Below are 17989 nucleotides of genomic sequence, written 5' to 3'. Positions count from 1 at the left end.
ATTAAGCAGTGTGTGAGCGCTCCTGCTTAATTGAATTAATATGAAGGATTCTGTGATGACCACGTCTACACCTCATCTGTTTACATCCGTCACGATTGGCGACCTCACGCTGCCCAACCGGATTGCGATGGCTCCCATGACACGGTCCCGCGCGGGGACAGAGCGGGTTCCCAGGCCGATCATGGCGGAATACTATGCCCAACGTGCCGCCGCCGGCCTGATTATGACAGAAGCAACCACGATCTCGCCGCAGGCGAATGGCTGGAATGAAAGCCCCGGCATTTACACGGACGAAATGGAAGCCGCCTGGAAGCAGATTCCCGCCGCCGTCCATGAACAGGGGGGCAAGATCTTCCTGCAGCTCTGGCACTGCGGCCGGGCTTCGCATCCCAGTTTCCACAATGGAGAGAAACACGTCGCACCGTCAGCGATTCCCATCGACGCCGAGTATATTCATACGCCCCAAGGTAAAGAACCGCACGAAGTTCCCCGCGCACTGGAAACCAATGAACTGCCCGCTGTCGTCGCCGATTACAGACAGGCGGCCGAACGGGCGAAACGGGCCGGCTTTGATGGCATCGAAGTTCATTCTGCGAACGGCTACCTGCTCGACACGTTTCTGCAGTCGAAAACCAACCATCGCAATGACGCGTATGGCGGCAGCGTAGAGAACCGGTATCGTCTGCTGGGCGAAGTTGTCTCTGCCGTAACCGAAGTCTGGCCGGCAGAACGTGTGGGCGTGCGCCTTTCCCCCAATGGAAACTTCAATGACATGGGGTCTCCCGACTATCGCGAGCAGTTTACTTACGTCGCCTCTCAGCTGGATAAGTTCGGCCTGGCTTATCTGCACGTCATGGATGGCCTGGGCTTCGGCTTCCACGAACTGGGAGAGCCGATGACGCTGGCCGAATTCCGCAAGGTCTTTCACAACCCCTTGATCGGCAACTGCGGTTATACACAGGAATCCGCCGAAGCAGCCATCGCCGCCGGTGATGCCGACATGATTGCTTTCGGCCGCCCCTTTATCAGCAATCCCGATCTGGTACATCGGTTCGCGGAAGGCCTGGAACTCGCGCCCGAAGCTGACATGCAGGACTGGTACAGCCCCACCGGTGCGAAAGGTTATACAGATTTCCCCGCCGCGGAAGAGGCGTAAAGCGCTTCACACTCAGTATTGTTGAACTGCTCAGTCTGCCGTGATGTCATAGATTGAGCAGGGGGGCATGATATTGGATTCGCAGTCCTCTAAAATCGTCTTACGCAGATCTGCTTGTCTGGTTTTGATGACAGCTTCAATCTGATCCATATCACTAAAGGCAATGCATAGGCGGGACACATGATGGTCTGTGAACAGCGACTCAATGAGTAACAGGATCAGTTCAATTCGATCCCGACTGCGAAGGGGCATGCCGATGTCCGCTTCCGGTGCATAATCCAGACCGTCAATCAGATTAGTGGCATTTTTAATCCCCGGACAATCTGAAACAAGAAATACCAGCGCTGACGCACTGGGCAGATGGCTGTCAGGAAAGTGATATAGTTCGCTCGGATCCAATAGAGATACACCCAGGCCGGAACTGTTTTCCAACTGGGAGACCAGTTCCTGATGAGGCACGTCAAGTTGCGGTGCAAATTCAGCAAAACCGGGAATTGTATTGGACATATCAGAAAATCTTAGTCAGAAGGCTTCACCTTACGAAGATCACACCTACTCACGCCATAATTTCCGGCACGAGTCGGGCTTCGGGGACGACGGTGTGCGGGCGGTTGAGGGTGTCGTAGATCAGATGCTGGTGGTCGATACCCAGCAGGCGATACATGGTGGCGACGATGTCGCCGGGTGAGACGGGGCTGTGCGTGGGAACCGCGCCGGAGCGGTCGCTGGCACCCAGGACGAAGCCGGGCTTGATCCCGCCACCGGCCAGCATGATCGAGTAACACGAATTCCAGTGGTCGCGGCCGGCGTTGTTGTTGATTTTTGGTGTGCGGCCGAAGTCACCCAGTACGGCGACCAGCGTGCGTTGCAACATCCCCCGTTCAGCGAGGTCGGCAATCAGACTGCTGCAGGCGGCGTCGAATTGCGGCAGTAGTTGATTTTTCAGACTGTTGAAGTTCTGGCCGTGTGTGTCCCAGGTGGCGTTCGCATCCGGTGCCCAGGACATGGTGACCACGCGCGTGTTGGCTTCAATCAGCCGCCGTGCCAGCAGCACACTCTGTCCGTAGATGTTGCGACCATAGCGGTCGCGGACGCTGTCGGGTTCTTCACTCAGCTTGAATGCCTTCTGGGCATTATTAGATGTCAACAGGTCAAACGCCTCTCTCTGAAAATCATTCATCGAAGCCAGTGTCTGATTCGAATCGAGGTTCAAACCCCGGTCGAGCGACGAAAGCAGGCTGCGGCGGTCGTTCATGCGATCGATGGCGAGCCCCTCCGGCAGCGCCAGGTTGCGGACATGAAAATTCGGTTGATTGGGATCATCGAGTACCCAGAACGGATCGTAGGTTGCTCCCATGAAACCAGCCAGGAATCCGGGCTGCAGCGGGCCGCCGGCACCTTCTTTTGTCTGGTAGGGAAGTGAGATATAAGGTAACGAACCGTGGGGCGTGGGCCGCAGTTTGGCGAGTACGGCTCCCGGGCAGGGATGATCATCGGGCTTCGCGCCGCCTCCCTGTTCGCCGCGATCGTGTCCGGTGAGTGCGGCATAGACGGCAGCCGCATGCGAATTATTCACGCTGTGATTCATCGAACGAATCACAGTCGTGTAATGCATTTGCTGTGCCAGCAGTGGCAGATGTTCGCAGACCTGAACCCCTTCCAGCGAACTGGCGATGGGATTGAACTCGCCGCGAATTTCAATCGGGCCGGAGGGCTTCATGTCCCACATGTCGAGATGGCTGGGGCCACCATTCAGAAACAGAATGATGCAGGCATCCGCTTTCGCCGCTGGCCCGGTGGCTGGACTTTCTGCTCTTACTGCCTGTGCTGCCAGAAGTTGAGGCAGGGTGAGACCGGCGGTACCCAGTGCGCCCACACGTAATAATTCGCGGCGTGATAGACGATGGTCTGATAAACTGCCCTGCATCAGCGGCCTCCTGTGTGCGGATGTGTTCCGGATCGGAAGAAACGCTATTTTAACACTCGACACCTGTGTAAGTCTATCGCACAAGAGATTCTTTATGCATCTGGTGGACAAAATGGGATCCACGCTCGTTTTTTTCAAAAAACAGGTAACATGCGGCCGGCTTCTTCGCTCAGTAGTTTAGGCGCGGGAATGTCGGGCTCCCCGCGAACAGGAAATCAGAACAATTTTTATCAACGGAATCTGAAAGAAAGGGATTCACAATGTGTAACAACTGTAATCTGAATATCGATGCGGAGCGGACAGACGAATTCGGTCAGAAACTGCTGCAGATCGTCAATCACAGCGCGCTGTCATTCATGCTCTCCATCGGTCACCGGGCCCGGCTGTTTGACATCATGAGCGAAATGGAGCATGCCACCAGTGAGGACATCGCAGAGCGATCCGGCCTGAATGAACGTTATGTCCGCGAGTGGCTGGGCGCGATGGTCACGGGCGGAATTGTGGAATACGATCCGGTGTTGAAGACCTGTTTTCTACCTGCCGAGCATGCCGCCCTGCTGACACGGGCCGCCGGGTCGAATAACTTTGCCACGACGATGCAGTGGTTTTCCGTGCTGGGATCCGTGGAAGATAAGATCGTCGACTGTTTCAGTGAAGGGGGCGGAGTCCCTTATTCGGAGTTCGCCCGCTTCCACGAAGTCATGGCGGAAGAGAGTTATAATTCAGTCGTATGCGGCCTGTTCGAACATATTCTCCCGTTGGTGCCCGGACTGGAAGACCAGCTGAAAACAGGCATCGAAGTTCTGGATATTGGCTGCGGCAGTGGTCTGGCGCTGATTGAAATGGCAGCGGCGTTTCCCCAAAGTCGCTTTACCGGCTTTGATATCTCGGAAGAATCGATCGGCCGGGCACAAGCATCAGCGGCGAAACGGGGCGTGACCAACGTGAATTTCCAGGTACAGGATGTTTCGCAGATGGATCTGACTGACACCTTTGATCTGATTACGGCCTTCGATGTGATTCACGATCAGGCCAAGCCGGATCAGGTTCTCCGCGAAGTGAATGCGGCTCTGAAACCGGGGGGCACCTTCCTGATGCAGGACATTGCCGCCTCCAGCAATGTGGAGCAGAACATCACCAATCCGCTGGGGCCGATGTTTTATACCATTTCGACCATGCATTGCATGACCGTCTCTCTGGCCCAGGGGGGCGCGGGGCTGGGAACCTGCTGGGGCAAAGAACTGGCGTGTTCCATGCTGGAAGAGGCAGGCTTCAATAATATTGATGTTCAGGAGCTGCCTCACGATATTATGAATTATTTTTACACAATGACGAAAATGAGTTGAACGGTTTGTTGTGGACCGTGTCTCAACAGGGAGTAGAAACCCGTATGTTTCTACTCCCTGTTTTCATTACACTTAGGGAAAAATAATTAATAGTTGTTGAACTGAAATCTGCCTGTGAATTAAAACAGGATGTCGTTGTATAATTTAAGTTGGATGTCTGAGCAGGCTGCCTATAATTTTATTTGAGCGAGGGTCTGTAGCATCTCATGAGAGAAAATCTGAAGAATCAGGAAAGAATGTGATGTTTAAGGCCTTTCCAAGTGTTGAATATAGTGCAAAAATGCCGATTATAAGGAATAAATCTGTTACGTTGAGTTTGCCGTTCAATGGAGTGATGGTAAGCAGGCCGTGATGGAAAGCACGGATGTCTGGAGCCGGAACTTCAATGCTCGCAAGGGATTGAAAGGAATCGCCCGACAGACGAAATGATGCATGTAATTTGTGAAAACCAAGTGTGGCCTACTCCTGCGTCTTTCCCTCCTTCTGCGGGGTCTGAAGCAATTCAGTCCCGAACCATGTCTGAGAGAGCACATCGCGTTTTCCACGGTTTCAACTTTTCAGTGAGCAAGTGTCTGGTTTTTCGTGATCGAAAAACAGGGCCAGGCCAGCGAACCCGTCTCTTGATCGAGCGGCAGTCGCGATCATTGGGAAGACAGACCTTTAAAAATAATTTTTCATCCAACTGAGACTGTACCGCCTGAACCCAGGCGACTACCGGGGAGTAATTAAAAGAATGTCAACCACTGATGTGTCTGGTGCTAATGGCAAAATCAGCGAACAACTGGATGCTGTTGTAATTCGTTTTTGTGGTGATAGTGGCGATGGAATGCAGCTGGCCGGCACGCAGTTCACGAATGTGTCCGCTGTCTTCGGTAACGATGTCAGCACGCTGCCTGACTTTCCCGCAGAAATCCGCGCACCTGCCGGTACGCTGGGCGGTGTCAGTGGTTTCCAGATCTGTTTCTCCAGCTCAGACATTTACACACCCGGTGATGAAGTCGACACTTTAATCGCCATGAATCCCGCGGCGCTCAAGACCAACGTAGCCGATCTCAAGCGGGGCGGAACACTGATCGTCAACGAAGATGCGTTCGAAAAATCGAACCTGTCCAAAGCCGGTTACGACAGCAACCCGCTCGACGATGAAGAAGCTCTGGCTGCCTACCAGCTGCAGAAAGTGCCGATGACCAGTTTGACGCGCGATGCCGTCGCCGAGCTGGGACTTTCGCCACGTGAAGCCGAACGCTGCAAAAACTTTTTCGCGATGGGCCTGGTGTACTGGCTTTATCAGCGCGATGCGACCCCCACCGAAGAGTGGGTCAAAAGCAAGTTTGCCAAAAAGCCGGAACTGGTTGAAGCGAACCTCAAAGCGTTACACGCCGGCTATAACTACGGCATTACGACTGAAGCGATTACCGTGCATTACCGCGTTGATCCCGCGGAACTGCCAGCCGGTAAATACCGTAAAGTGACCGGTAACGAAGCATTGGCCTTCGGATTTGTCACCGCTGCCAGGCTGGCCGGAAAACAGCTGTTTTATGGCGGTTATCCGATTACTCCCGCCAGTGACATTCTGCATGAACTTTCCAAACTGAAAAATTTCAACGTCGTTACGTTCCAGGCAGAAGACGAAATCGCCGCGATCACCAGTGTGATTGGTGCCTCTTTCGCCGGCGATCTGGCGATTACTGCCAGCAGTGGTCCCGGTATCGCTCTCAAAGGCGAAGGCATGGGACTGGCAGCGATTATGGAATTGCCGCTGGTTGTGGTCGATGTTCAACGCGGCGGACCCAGTACGGGGCTACCCACCAAAACCGAACAGTCGGACCTGTATATGTGCATGTTCGGCCGCAATGGTGACTGCCCGATGCCTCTCGTCGCACCTGCGACACCGGCAGACTGCTTCGAGATGGCACAGGAAGCCCTGCGGATCGCAGTGGAATTCATGACACCCGTGCTCTTGCTCAGTGACGGTTACATTGCCAACGGTGCCGAGCCCTGGAAGATCCCGGAAATCTCGTCACTCACACCAATCCCCGTCGTTCAGGAAAATACACAAACCGATGGGGAATTCATGCCCTATCTGCGGAACGAAAAGAAGACCCGTCCCTGGGTCATTCCCGGCACACCTGGTTGCGAACATCGTGTGGGCGGCCTGGAAAAATCGGATGTGACCGGCAATGTGAATTACTCTCCCGAAAACCATCAGTATATGACCACACTCCGCGCAGAAAAAATTGCGGGGATTGCAGACTTCATTCCTGAACAGACGGTCGAGGGTCCCGAATCAGGTGACCTGCTGGTGATCAGCTGGGGAGGCACTTACGGCGCAGTTCGTACCGCCGTCAAACAGTCCGTAGCTGAAGGCCTGTCCGTGGCCCACGCCCACCTGCGTTATCTGAATCCGTTCCCCCGCAACCTGGGCGAACTGATTAAGAAGTACAAGAAAGTGTTGATTCCGGAATTAAACACCGGACAGCTACGCCTGATCATTCGGGGCACCTATCTGGCTGATGCCGTGGGCCTGAATAAAGTTCAGGGGAAACCGTTCCTGATCAGTGAAGTTAAACAGAAAATCAGAGAGATGGTCAAAGAGAACTAACCTGTTTTCGAACATCGTCTGATCTGATACCATTATAAACCAGTTTAAAAAACGAGTTATTGCGTTTAAGGATAGTTAAAAATGAGCGTTGATGTCACACTGCCTGTCCTCTCGCCAAAAGATTTTGCCAGCGATCAGGAAATCCGCTGGTGCCCCCGCTGTGGTGATTACTCCATTCTCGCCCAGATGAAAAAAGTCCTGCCGACTCTGGGGATTCCCAAAGAGAAGTTTGTGTTCGTTTCCGGAATTGGCTGCTCCAGCCGTTTCCCGTATTACATGGACACCTACGGCATGCACAGTATTCACGGCCGGGCCCCGGCAATTGCCACGGGCGTCAAACTGGCTAACCCTGATCTGCAGGTCTGGGTGATCACCGGTGACGGCGATTCGCTGTCGATCGGCGGAAATCACTTCATGCACGTACTGCGTCGCAATGTGGATCTGAAAGTGATCATGTTCAACAACCAGATTTACGGTTTGACCAAAGGTCAGTACTCTCCCACCAGTCCGACCGGGACGAAAACGAAGAGCACGCCCTTTGGTTCGGTGGATCGGCCTTTGAATCCGCTGTCGGTTGCCATCGGTGCCCGCGCGACATTCGCCGCCCGTTCCGTTGACGTTGATATCAAACACCTCTGCTCCGTTCTCGAACGGGCGGCACATCACAAAGGGTCTGCCTTTGTGGAAGTCTACCAGGACTGTAATGTCTTTAATTCGGGCGCGTTTGAATTTGCTTCCAAGAAGGACCAGAAAGAAGAGAATGTCATCTATCTCGAACATGGCAAACCGCTGATCTTTGGTAAAAATCGCGATAAAGGCGTTCGCCTCAACAGTCACGACCAGCCGGAAGTGGTCGAACTGGGCAAAGGGGTTACAGAAGACGACCTGCTGTTCCACGATGAAAAGTCAGAAGATATGAATCTGGCGTTTCTGCTGGCCAGCATGCGATATCCGGAAATGCCCGAACCGATGGGGGTCTTTCGCTGTGTCGAACATCCCACCTACAACGACGCTGTCTACAGCCAGGTGGAAGCCGCCACCGAACGCAACGGCGAAGGAGACCTGGAAGCATTGTTTAACACCGGAGATACCTGGACCGTGTAAGCGACTCAGATTTCAAATAAAAAAAGGCGTTACAGAATTCACTGTAACGCCTTTTTTGTATGTATGCTTTTTGTCTTCACTGAAAACGGATTACTGCGAAGCTTCTTCGCCAAATGAGAGTCGCATCTGGCGCGATTCGGCAGGGTCCAGTTCTTTGAACAGCAGGCTGGGTTGAATGCCTTTGTTGTTCTGATATTTGTCGCTGTTGTATTCGACAATTTCCCCAATTGGTACATTGTAAATAATCTGGCAGATGGCAACGCCCGCGTAAACCCGCACGGGCTGTGCGACCGTAATTTCCAGGGTCCAGTATCCACAGAATCCGATATCGCCGACGCCTGCGGTCGCGTGTACGGAAATTCCCAGTCGCCCGATCGAAGACCGGCCTTCCAGGAGCGGCACGAGATTGTGGGTTTCGGTCCGTTCAACGGTTCGTCCCAGGTAGAGCTGGCCGGGATAGAGCACCATGCCTTCTTCGGGAATGACATATTTGCCCAGGCGGTTGGGGCGGGCCATATCGAGCACGATTTCTTCGTAGACCATCAACTCGTTATGCAGGCAGAGGTTATAGCTGTTGGGGTTCAGATATTTTTCATGATAGGGTTCAATGACAATATCTGTGCCCAGGCGTGATTTGATTTCTTTCCCGGTCAGGATCATTGGCTTCTCATTATGGTGAAGGTTGGAAAAAGACTCTGCGTACTGGAACCATAAACCGGTGCGGACCGGCTTTCAACGGTTCGGGCGGATCTTTTCGGAAACAGAGCCAAGTACCAGTATGTGCCAGTGAAAAGCGTTCACTCTGCCAGAGGCTTTAAGCCGATCCGCGGGCAGATTTTCAGCAGACTGCATTCCGTGCAGCGGGGTCTGCGGGCGACACACGTGGCACGACCGTGCAGGATGACGCGATGGGAAAAGTCGATCCACTCTTTTTCGGGCAGGACCTCCATCAGATCGCGTTCGATGATTTCCGGGTTCTTGCTGGTCGTCAGTCCGAAAATATTGCAGATGCGTTTCACGTGTGTATCGACGACGACGCCACTGGGAATTCCGAATGCCGTTCCCAGAACGACATTGGCTGTCTTACGCCCGACGCCGGGTAATGCGACCAGTTCTTGGAGTGTGCGGGGGATCTCGCCTGCATGTTCCTGTGTGACGGCCAGCGCCATCTTGCGGATGTTGGTCGCTTTGGCGCGGAAGAAGCCGAGCGGGTAGACAATCTTTTCGACATCAGCCTGTTTACTGGTCGCCAGTTTTTCTGCGGTCGGATATTTCTTGAACAAGGTCGGCGTTGTCGCGTTCACACGTTCGTCGGTGCACTGTGCGGAGAGAATTGTCGCGACAAGCAGTTGAAACGGAGAATCGTGGATCAGCGCACATTCGGGTTCCGGGAACAATCGGGCCAGGCCGCGTGCGATTTTGCGGGCATGTTTCTTTTTGTCATCAAGTGAGTCGCTATAACCGGAACCTGCTGAGACCTGCGATTTTTTTTTAGCCATATTCTGCGTGACAATTCCCAAAATGGAGTGCTACTCTGACTGACATGATTTGAACCAGCCAGCTGAGATTCATGAACCGACTCAGTATGGGGCACTCGGAGTGGTTTTTCAATGTAGGGAGTGGGAAATAGATTATGGTACCAGACACCGCAGTGATCGAGCAGCAGCTAAAGACTATCTCCGGAATGGTTCCCGTATTGAAACTGGAAGGTTGTGTGCTGCTGCCGCATGCCGTCATCCCGCTTCGCCTCACCGATCCCGCTGACTGCCAGTTGATCGATGAAGCCCTTGAGGCCCGAGGTATCATCGCCGTCGATCTCAAACAGAGGTGTGCCGCTACGGGCGCGGAACTTTCTATGGAGTCTGAAATCCGTACGGTCTGCGTCGCTTCGGTGCTGACTCCCCATCAGTTGCAGGCGGGGGGCCGTTCGCTTCTGCTGCAGGGCCTGTGTCGCGCACAGATGGTGGTGTTGCAGAAATCCGGGTTGCCTTATCAGAAAGCGCTGCTCGATTTAAAAGCAGATTATTATGCCGATCAGCCTGTCATTCACCGCGAACATCGTCAGCTGGAACTGCTGGAGCATTATTCCCGCATCTATATGAATCATGCTTCCAATCCGTTGTACTATAATCAATTGCATCGGGAAATCAGGCTGGGCACTCTCTGTGATACCCTCGCCGGTACGATCCGGCTGGAACCAGCGTTGAGTCAGATGCTCCTGAATGAGCCGGATGTCGATCTTCGCAGTGATCTCCTGTTAAGTTTCCTCAAAAACAAACACCGCGAACTGCAGCAGAATCCCGCCGCGGGAGTTGGTGCTACCGAATTCAGTTGTAACTGAGTCGCACGGTCCTTTCTTTCTTGAGACCTTTTCTCTGGTTGCGTAAGATAAATGATTGATCTTACACGCAGCACTGCTTCCACCCTGGATGGCGCAATCGGAGAAACGTTGAAATGAAAAACTGTTTGACTGCAGTACCGGGCCTCCTTCTTCTCAGCATATTCACCTCTGGGCTTGTCCACGCAGAAACAAATGTGGCAGCGAACAAACGCCCCAACATTCTGTTCTGTATCGCCGACGATGCTTCGTTTCCGCATATGGGCGCTTATGGCTGTTCCTGGGTCAAGACGCCCGGCTTTGATCGAGTAGCGCGGGAAGGACTGCTCTTCAACAACGCTTATACCCCGAATGCCAAGTGCGCGCCGTCACGGGCCTGCATTTTGACGGGACGCAATTCCTGGCAGCTCAAAGCAGCCGGTAATCACATGGCATTTTTTCCAACTGAATTCAAAACATATGTCGAATCCCTGGCAGACGCCGGTTATGCAGTGGGTAAGACGGCGAAAGGCTGGGCGCCGGGGGTTGCCGTCGATGCGAACGGTAAACGCCGCGATCTGGTAGGGCCCGCATACAATCAGAAACGCACCAAACCCCCGGCCAGTGGAATCTCGCCCATTGATTACGCGGCGAACTTTGAACTGTTCCTCAAGCAGAGTACTGCGGAAAAACCGTGGTGTTTCTGGTATGGCGGATTAGAACCGCATCGTGGTTACGAGTATGGTGCCGGTATCAAAAAAGCCGGCAAGAAAGTTACCGACATTGATCGTGTTCCCGCTTACTGGCCTGATAACGAAACCGTTCGCACGGACATGCTCGATTACGCTTACGAAATCGAATATTTCGACCAGCATCTTGTGCGGATGCTCAATCTGCTGGAGCAGCGGGGCGAACTGGAGAACACGCTGGTGGTCGTAACCGCCGATAACGGGATGCCCTTTCCCCGTGTCAAAGGACAGGAGTACGAGCGTTCCAACCATCTGCCGCTGGCCATCATGTGGAAACAGGGGATCCAATCCGGCAACCGGGTGATTGAAGATTATGTCAGTTTTATTGACTTTGCTCCCACGTTTCTGGAAGTGGCGGGCCTGACAGCAGAAGAGGCTGGCATGCAGCCGATCACCGGGCGGAGTCTATCGGATATTTTTCACTCAGAAAAATCAGGGATTGTCAATCCGCAGCGCGATCATGTTCTGATAGGCAAAGAACGCCATGATATCGGCAGGCCCCATGATCAGGGATATCCGATTCGAGGAATCGTCAAACAGGGGATGCTGTATCTCAAGAATGACGAACCGGGACGCTGGCCTGCCGGTAATCCCGAAACCGGTTATCTGAACTGCGATGGCAGCCCGACCAAGTCAGTGATCCTGCAACTGCGTCGCGACGGGAAACAGGAAGCATTCTGGCAATGGGCGTTTGGCAGACGACCGGGAGAAGAACTGTACGCCATCAGTGAAGATCCGGAATGTATGCAGAATCTCGCAACACTACCCGCATATCAGGATCAGAAAGAGTCTCTGAAGAAACAGCTGCAGGACGAACTGACAGCACAGAAAGATCCGCGGGTTCTGGGCAACGGTTCGGTCTTTGAGAAATATCAGTATTCCGACCCCCGCACGCGTGGCTTTTATGAACGCTATATGCAGGGAGAAAAAGTCAAAGCAGGCTGGGTCAACGAAACTGACTTTGAATCGAGGCCGCTTGACTGACAGCTTCAGTGTTTATTCGTCTTTATCAGCAGACAGGTAACCGGCGGAAGACTGAAAGTATTTCTGGCGACGTCGATTGGAATCCTGAGAAGCCGCGGAGAGTCCCGCTTTCAGATCTTCCAGATTCGCCTGGCAGTAGCGGCACCCGGTTTCATGTAAGTGGAATTCGATGTATTCGTGATAGTCGGAAGGCAGCGTCTCCAGAAGATAGCCTCCCAGCTGGCTCCGCGAAGGGCAACTCAGGCGATTTCGTCTCCAGATTTCTCCTACCGAATGGACGCCATCGTTTCGCTGGCGTGACAGCGTTGCCAGGCGAACCCGTAATGAATCCGAACTGCGGAGGGTGGCTTCGACTTCTGACATCAGCGCGACCGAGAGACTTTCATCCAGGTAGGCCAGCAGTTCCTGGTCTGTAAACGGTTTTTCTGACATGACTTGAGAGCCTCAATCCTGTTGGGATTTTGAATGCTTCCGCTGTGAGTACCTGTTCTATTATGAGTGAATGTTAACAGGCTTTAAAGACTATTCGTGTAAACAGTTGTGTATTTCTAAAGAAATGAGAGACCAGGTCTGTCGCTTATGAAAGTTCGGGCAGAGATTTGTGAATTTAACGACAAATCGGGTCAGGTAAGCCCTTTTTCCAATTAGTCAAACGGGTTTCTCCTGCCGGAATGGTTGTCGCTGGCAGCTTTGCTCGTTAGCATACGCTTTATACATCGACGCGCTTAGGTTGCGCCTGGTGGCGCGTGAATGCTGTCGCCGCTCAAATCTACGGTTACCCGATTTCGGCACCGCACTTCTTCAGTCATGTACAATCAGTTCGTCAGAGTACAGACTGAGGGAAGTAAGTTGGTTGGGAGCGGGGCAACTTTTTTGTCTGTCTAGAAGAATTGAAGGAATCACAGTGGCTGCTCAAGCAAATGCCTTATCATTGGAAGAGTTGAAGGAAAAAGGTAAAGTCCTTCGTCGTCTGATCATCCGTATGACCACCGAAGCCGGCAGCGGACATCCCAGCAGCAGCCTGTCTGCCGTGGAAGTCGTGAACGCACTCTGGTTTGGTGGTTTTATGAAATACGATCCCGAAAATCCCAGCTGGGACAGCCGCGATCGTTTCATTCTGAGTAAAGGCCACGCGGTTCCCGTACTGTACGCAGCCATGGCGGAAGCGGGCTACTTCTCGGAAGACGATGTCATGACTCTCCGCAAACTGGGCAGCCCGTTTGAAGGTCATCCCAACATGAAACGTCTGCCCGGCATCGAAGCCTCAACAGGTTCGCTGGGACAGGGACTTTCACTGGGGATCGGCCAGGCCCTCGGCGCACGCCTGAACAAAAATGGTTCCAATGTTTTCGTCGTGATCGGCGACGGGGAAATGGGCGAAGGTCAGGTCTGGGAAGCATTGGCCACCGCTGAAAAATACAAGCTGGGTAACCTGACTGCCATTATCGATCAGAATGGATATCAGCAGACCGGCTCAACTCATGATGTACTCGATCTGGGTTCCTTTGAAGAAAAAATCTCTGCTTTTGGCTGGTATACACAGACGATTGAAGGCAACGACCAGGAAGCGGTTGTCAAAGCTCTGGAAAATGCAGCTAAAGTGACAGATCGACCCAAAGCCATTATATCAAAGACCAAAAAAGGGTATGGAATTCTGCCCATTCTGGAAGAAACCGGCGATGTGAACTATCACGGTAAGCCACTTTCACCGGAACTGGCAGAAAAAGCTCTGGCGTTTCTTGCTTAGAACCCTGCCAGCAGGTGTCGCAGACCGGAACCACTTTCGGGAACGCAATGATCGCTGGCGGATCGAATCAAATAACATCTAAAGTCAACACATACAAAAAAAGAGACAGATCATTATGTATTTAGGCGAATTGAGTGGATTGAAAATCGGACAAGCCACCCGCGATGCGTTTGGTGATGCATTGAAAGAACTGGGTGATAAATATCCGGGAATCGTGACGGTAGACGGTGACGTCGGGAACTCAACCCGCACAGAAGTCTTTGCCCACGCCTATCCGGAACGGGCCTTTAATGTCGGGATTGCAGAAAGCAACATGGTCAGTGTGGCCGGCGGTTTGGCTTCTACGGGACATATCCCGGTTGTCGCCAGCTTCGCGGCTTTCCTGCTGTGTAATGCTTACGACCAGATCAGAATGTCGATCGCGTTCCCGAACATGAACGTCAAACTGGTGGGAACTCATGCCGGTATTTCCATCGGCGAAGATGGTCCTTCCCAGATGGGCATCGAAGATGTCTCCCTGGCCTGCAGTCTGCCGGGCATGGTCGTGATGGTCACCGCGGATGCGGTTTCCACAAAAGCAGCCACTGCGGCAATGCTGGAATACGAAGGTCCTGTTTACCTGCGCCTGGGACGTCCCAAAGTGTCCGAAATCTATTCGGAAGGGGATACTTTCGAGATCGGCAAAGCCAATACGGTTCGTGAAGGTGATGACGTTACCATTATCGCAAACGGACTGATGGTCGCCGGTGCGATCGATGCGGCGACCAAACTGGCAGAAGAAGGCGTCAGCGTGCGTGTGATCGATATGCATACGGTCAAACCTCTGGACGTGGATGCGGTTCAGAAAGCGGCTCGTGAAACAGGCGCGATTGTGGTTGCTGAAGAGCACCTCGCACACGGCGGACTGGGATCTGCAGTCGCCATGGCGGTTTCACAGACCAGTCCGGTCCCGATGGCTTACGTCAATGTGGGTGACTGTTTTGCAGAAAGTGGTGATCCTCAAGGTCTGCTGGACAAATACGGTCTGACAGCTGCTGCGATTGTCGAAGCTGTCAAAAAAGTAAAATAAGGAATCAACAGGCCCTCTTGGGATTTCACAGGAGGGCCTTTTCTATTCCTGTTTCAGAATATCTGATTCTAAGTCCCGTTCACATTTTGTGAGAGAACTTTGTGACTGAGTTTCGCGCGTTTCATAATACCGACCCACCGCAGCTGCTGAAGTTATGGCACACTGCAGGACTGGGTAGAGGAGCCGCGGAATGTCTCAGTAACGATGCCTTTGAAGTGCTGATTTTTTCGCAGCCGTACTTCGATCCGGAAGGCCTGATCGTTGCGGAACAGGATGGCGAACAGGTCGGCTTTGTGCTGGCCGGTTTTGGTGCTAACGAGGCAGGCTCTGCACTGGACTTCACCAAAGGTGTGATCTGTGCGGTGATCGTACACCCTGATTACCGTCGTCAGGGCATCGGCCGTGAGCTGGTACAACGGGCAGAGGAGTACCTCAAATCCAAAGGGGCAACCGATATTATCGCGGGTCCCTCTGGTCTGCGCTCCCCGTATCTGGTGGGCCTGTATGGGGGGACTCGACCTTCTGGTTTTCTGCTGTCTGATCCACTGGCGGCTCCTTTTTTTGAAGCCGTGGGTTATGAACCGATTAGTTCGACCCGTATTTACCAGCGTGACCTGCTCGGCCAGAAACCGCCGATCAAGTTTCATCTGGTGAATATCCGCCGCAAAATGCAGCTGAACATTTCCGATGATTTCCAGGCGCCCAACTGGTGGTGGCTGACCCGCATGGGGCGACTCGAAACACTGCACTTTGAGCTCGCTTCCAAAACCGGTGAACCGGCGGTCGCTTCTGCCACCATCGTCGGACTGGATCTCTACATTCCCAAGTGGGAAGAACGGGTGATCGGACTGACCGATGTCTTCGTGAAGGAAGAGGACCGCGGTAAAGGGTATGGCCAGTCGTTACTGCTGGAAATCGCCCGCCGCCTGCAGGATGAACTGATCACTAAACTCGAACTGCATGTGGACGAGAATAATACGGTTGCCTCGAATGTTGCAGAAGCGGTTGGCTACTATCAGGTTGATACTGGTATTGTATATCAAAAGATTTCACGTTAGCGTGTAAGAGGATGGTGGTGTCGACTTTAGGAGACATCGGGTATGCGCGACAGTGATTTCCAGAGCGCATCACCTGTCACCATCGTGTCTGTTTATCGAGTATACTCGGTTCAGATGGACCTGGAGACGTTTTGTTAAACTGGACACAGGCTAAACTTGCAAAGGTAACCGTACATGGCGGCACTGTATATCACCGAAGACGATGTTCGCTCCCTGATGGATATGGAAAAATCCATCCTCATCACACATAAGGTTTTTAAAGAACTGGCCGCCGGTCGCGCGAAGAATGAACCCCGGCAGCGAGTCAAGGCACCCGGCATCATGCTGCACACGATGTCTGCCGCCAGTGAATATCTGGGCTATGTCGGCTGGAAAGCCTACACAACCACCAAAGAGGCTGCCCAGTTTCACGTTGCCATTTACGATCAGGAGACTGGCGAAATGCGGGCGTTGATCGAAGGGGATTTTCTGGGCCAGCTGCGCACCGGCGCTGCCAGTGGAGTGGCAACCGAATACATGGCGCGACCCGATTCCAAAGTCGTGGGTCTGTTTGGCACCGGGCTGCAGGCGCGCACACAACTGCAGGCGGTCTGTCTGACGCGCAAAATCGAATTCGTTTCGGTTTACTCACGCAACTATGAGCATTGCAGTCGGTTCGCAGAAGAAATGACCGAACTGTGCGATGTCGAAGTCACCGCCTCGCATTCTCCCGATGAAACTGCCGCAGAAAAAGATATCGTGATCTGTGCCACCAGCAGTAAAACACCGCTGTTTGACGGACGCGTCCTGGATGAAGGCACTCACCTGAATGTGATTGGTTCCAATCATCGTTCGCGGCGCGAAATTGATCGCACGACCATTAAGCGGGCTGATGTGATTGTCTGCGATGACATTGAGCAGTGTAAGATTGAAGCGGGCGACTTCATGCCGCCCGTGGATGAAGGGATTACCGACTGGCGGCTGATGCATAACCTGTGTGAAATTGTTGCCGAGCGTGAAACCGGTCGCGCCACAGATGACCAGGTCACGCTGTTTAAATCGGTCGGTCTGGCGGTGGAAGATATTGCCATGGGCGTCAAGGTTTATGAACTGGCGCTCGAAGAGGGTCTGGGCGTCGACCTGCCATTTTGAAACAGAATTGCTGCTGACAGGTCAATGCTTCAGGAGTTCTGTTTTTCCTGTTGCTTGACTGCCTGGTAGATCTGTTCCATTTCCTGCAGCGAAGCTTTCTGAATGGAACTACCGGTTCGTTCCAGTTCCTGTTCAATTTTCTGCACGCGCTGTTGAAACTTACTGTTGCTTTTTCGGAGCGCTTCTTCGGGATTGATTTTCCAGCGGCGGGCAATATTGGCGACCACAAACAGGATGTCTCCCAGTTCTCCTTCCACCCGCTCGCGCAGTTCCGGGTCCGCAAGTTCCCTGTCAGCGACGATGTCCGCCTCAACACTGGCCGGTGTATGGGGAATCTGCCCTCCGGGATAGATTTCATCGGCCAGTTCCTGTATCTCTTCCCGCAGTTTATCAAACAGCATGTCGCGATGCGGAAAATCGTATCCCACCTTCGCTGCTTTTTCTGCGATCCGTGAGGCCCGCGCCAAAGCCGGCAATGCTGCAGGCAGGCCATCAAAAATCGACCGTCGCTGCTTTTCCTGCTCCTTGATCTGATCCCAGTTGCGGCGTACCTCCTCGGGAGTTTCTGCGGCAACATCGCCGAATACATGCGGATGCCGTTCGATCATTTTCAGCGTCAGGCGATCGACGACATGCGTCAGATCAAATCGACCTTCATCGGCGGCGATCTGGGCATCAAGCACGATCTGCAGTAACAGATCCCCCAGTTCTTCAATAATATGTTCATCATTGCCGGAATCGATGGCTTCCAGCAGTTCGTAGGTCTCTTCGAGGGTGTAAGGTTTGATCGTTGCCAGAG

At 53.1% G+C, this 17989-nt stretch carries 16 protein-coding genes; 10 read left to right on the top strand and 6 right to left on the bottom strand.

All coding sequences use genetic code 11. From position 1 onward, the window contains the following. Window positions 1-55 precede the first annotated feature (55 nt). Complete coding sequence (locus AACZ40_RS06870) at window positions 56-1156, top strand: alkene reductase (RefSeq protein WP_291174032.1); 1101 nt, start codon at window positions 56-58, stop codon at window positions 1154-1156. A 30-nt stretch (window positions 1157-1186) separates the two neighbouring features. Here AACZ40_RS06870 and AACZ40_RS06865 read toward each other — a convergent pair whose 3' ends face one another. Beyond that, window positions 1187-1663: a hypothetical protein gene (locus AACZ40_RS06865; RefSeq protein WP_291174034.1), complete on the bottom strand. Its 477-nt coding sequence runs from the start codon at window positions 1661-1663 to the stop codon at window positions 1187-1189. A gap of 49 nt (window positions 1664-1712) precedes the next feature. After that, window positions 1713-3083 (bottom strand): DUF1501 domain-containing protein, encoded by a 1371-nt coding sequence (locus AACZ40_RS06860; RefSeq protein ID WP_291174036.1) that lies wholly within the window; start codon window positions 3081-3083, stop codon window positions 1713-1715. A 260-nt stretch (window positions 3084-3343) separates the two neighbouring features. Here AACZ40_RS06860 and AACZ40_RS06855 point away from each other — a divergent pair, with 260 nt between their 5' ends. The 3 genes from AACZ40_RS06855 (at window position 3344) to AACZ40_RS06845 (ending at window position 8135) form a co-directional block, all read left to right on the top strand. Beyond that, window positions 3344-4429 carry a class I SAM-dependent methyltransferase gene (locus tag AACZ40_RS06855; RefSeq protein ID WP_291174038.1) on the top strand — a complete coding sequence of 362 codons (1086 nt, stop codon included), beginning with the start codon at window positions 3344-3346 and terminating at the stop codon, window positions 4427-4429. 733 nt (window positions 4430-5162) lie between these two features. After that, the gene (locus tag AACZ40_RS06850; protein ID WP_291174040.1) at window positions 5163-7031 is read left to right on the top strand and encodes a 2-oxoacid:acceptor oxidoreductase subunit alpha; all 1869 of its coding nucleotides are present in this window, start codon (window positions 5163-5165) and stop codon (window positions 7029-7031) included. 81 nt (window positions 7032-7112) lie between these two features. Further along, on the top strand, window positions 7113-8135 hold the full coding sequence (locus AACZ40_RS06845) for a 2-oxoacid:ferredoxin oxidoreductase subunit beta (protein WP_291174042.1): 1023 nt from the start codon (window positions 7113-7115) through the stop codon (window positions 8133-8135). 90 nt (window positions 8136-8225) lie between these two features. On the opposite strand, the gene dcd is transcribed toward AACZ40_RS06845, so the two are convergent. After that, complete coding sequence (dcd, locus tag AACZ40_RS06840; protein ID WP_291174044.1) at window positions 8226-8795, bottom strand: dCTP deaminase; 570 nt, start codon at window positions 8793-8795, stop codon at window positions 8226-8228. A 137-nt stretch (window positions 8796-8932) separates the two neighbouring features. Next, complete coding sequence (gene nth, locus AACZ40_RS06835; protein ID WP_291174046.1) at window positions 8933-9634, bottom strand: endonuclease III; 702 nt, start codon at window positions 9632-9634, stop codon at window positions 8933-8935. Between the two features lie 134 nt (window positions 9635-9768). Between nth and AACZ40_RS06830 the strand changes: the two genes are divergently transcribed. Both AACZ40_RS06830 and AACZ40_RS06825 read left to right on the top strand, forming a co-directional pair. Next, window positions 9769-10476 carry an LON peptidase substrate-binding domain-containing protein gene (locus AACZ40_RS06830; protein ID WP_339673705.1) on the top strand — a complete coding sequence of 236 codons (708 nt, stop codon included), beginning with the start codon at window positions 9769-9771 and terminating at the stop codon, window positions 10474-10476. Window positions 10477-10670: 194 nt separating this feature from the next. Next, on the top strand, window positions 10671-12185 hold the full coding sequence (locus AACZ40_RS06825) for a sulfatase (RefSeq protein WP_291174051.1): 1515 nt from the start codon (window positions 10671-10673) through the stop codon (window positions 12183-12185). Window positions 12186-12197: 12 nt separating this feature from the next. On the opposite strand, the gene AACZ40_RS06820 is transcribed toward AACZ40_RS06825, so the two are convergent. Next, window positions 12198-12617: a hypothetical protein gene (locus AACZ40_RS06820; protein WP_291174053.1), complete on the bottom strand. Its 420-nt coding sequence runs from the start codon at window positions 12615-12617 to the stop codon at window positions 12198-12200. A gap of 472 nt (window positions 12618-13089) precedes the next feature. Here AACZ40_RS06820 and AACZ40_RS06815 point away from each other — a divergent pair, with 472 nt between their 5' ends. From AACZ40_RS06815 to AACZ40_RS06800, 4 genes are all read left to right on the top strand, one after another. After that, the gene (locus AACZ40_RS06815; protein ID WP_291174054.1) at window positions 13090-13932 is read left to right on the top strand and encodes a transketolase; all 843 of its coding nucleotides are present in this window, start codon (window positions 13090-13092) and stop codon (window positions 13930-13932) included. Between the two features lie 115 nt (window positions 13933-14047). Further along, window positions 14048-15001, top strand: a complete 954-nt coding sequence (locus tag AACZ40_RS06810) for a transketolase C-terminal domain-containing protein (protein WP_291174056.1) — start codon at window positions 14048-14050, stop codon at window positions 14999-15001. A gap of 101 nt (window positions 15002-15102) precedes the next feature. Further along, window positions 15103-16059, top strand: coding sequence for a GNAT family N-acetyltransferase (locus AACZ40_RS06805; protein ID WP_291174058.1), 957 nt, complete (start codon window positions 15103-15105; stop codon window positions 16057-16059). 174 nt (window positions 16060-16233) lie between these two features. Continuing rightward, on the top strand, window positions 16234-17190 hold the full coding sequence (locus AACZ40_RS06800; protein ID WP_291174060.1) for an ornithine cyclodeaminase family protein: 957 nt from the start codon (window positions 16234-16236) through the stop codon (window positions 17188-17190). Between the two features lie 29 nt (window positions 17191-17219). On the opposite strand, the gene mazG is transcribed toward AACZ40_RS06800, so the two are convergent. Continuing rightward, window positions 17220-17989: nucleoside triphosphate pyrophosphohydrolase (gene mazG, locus AACZ40_RS06795; RefSeq protein WP_339673701.1), on the bottom strand; the 770-nt coding region annotated here is incomplete at its 5' end.

The sequence above is a fragment of the uncultured Gimesia sp. genome (assembly GCF_963972345.1).
In the GTDB taxonomy this organism is placed as follows: domain Bacteria; phylum Planctomycetota; class Planctomycetia; order Planctomycetales; family Planctomycetaceae; genus Gimesia.
Note: the sequence above shows the minus strand (reverse complement) of the source record. Positions and strands in the feature narration are given on the sequence as shown.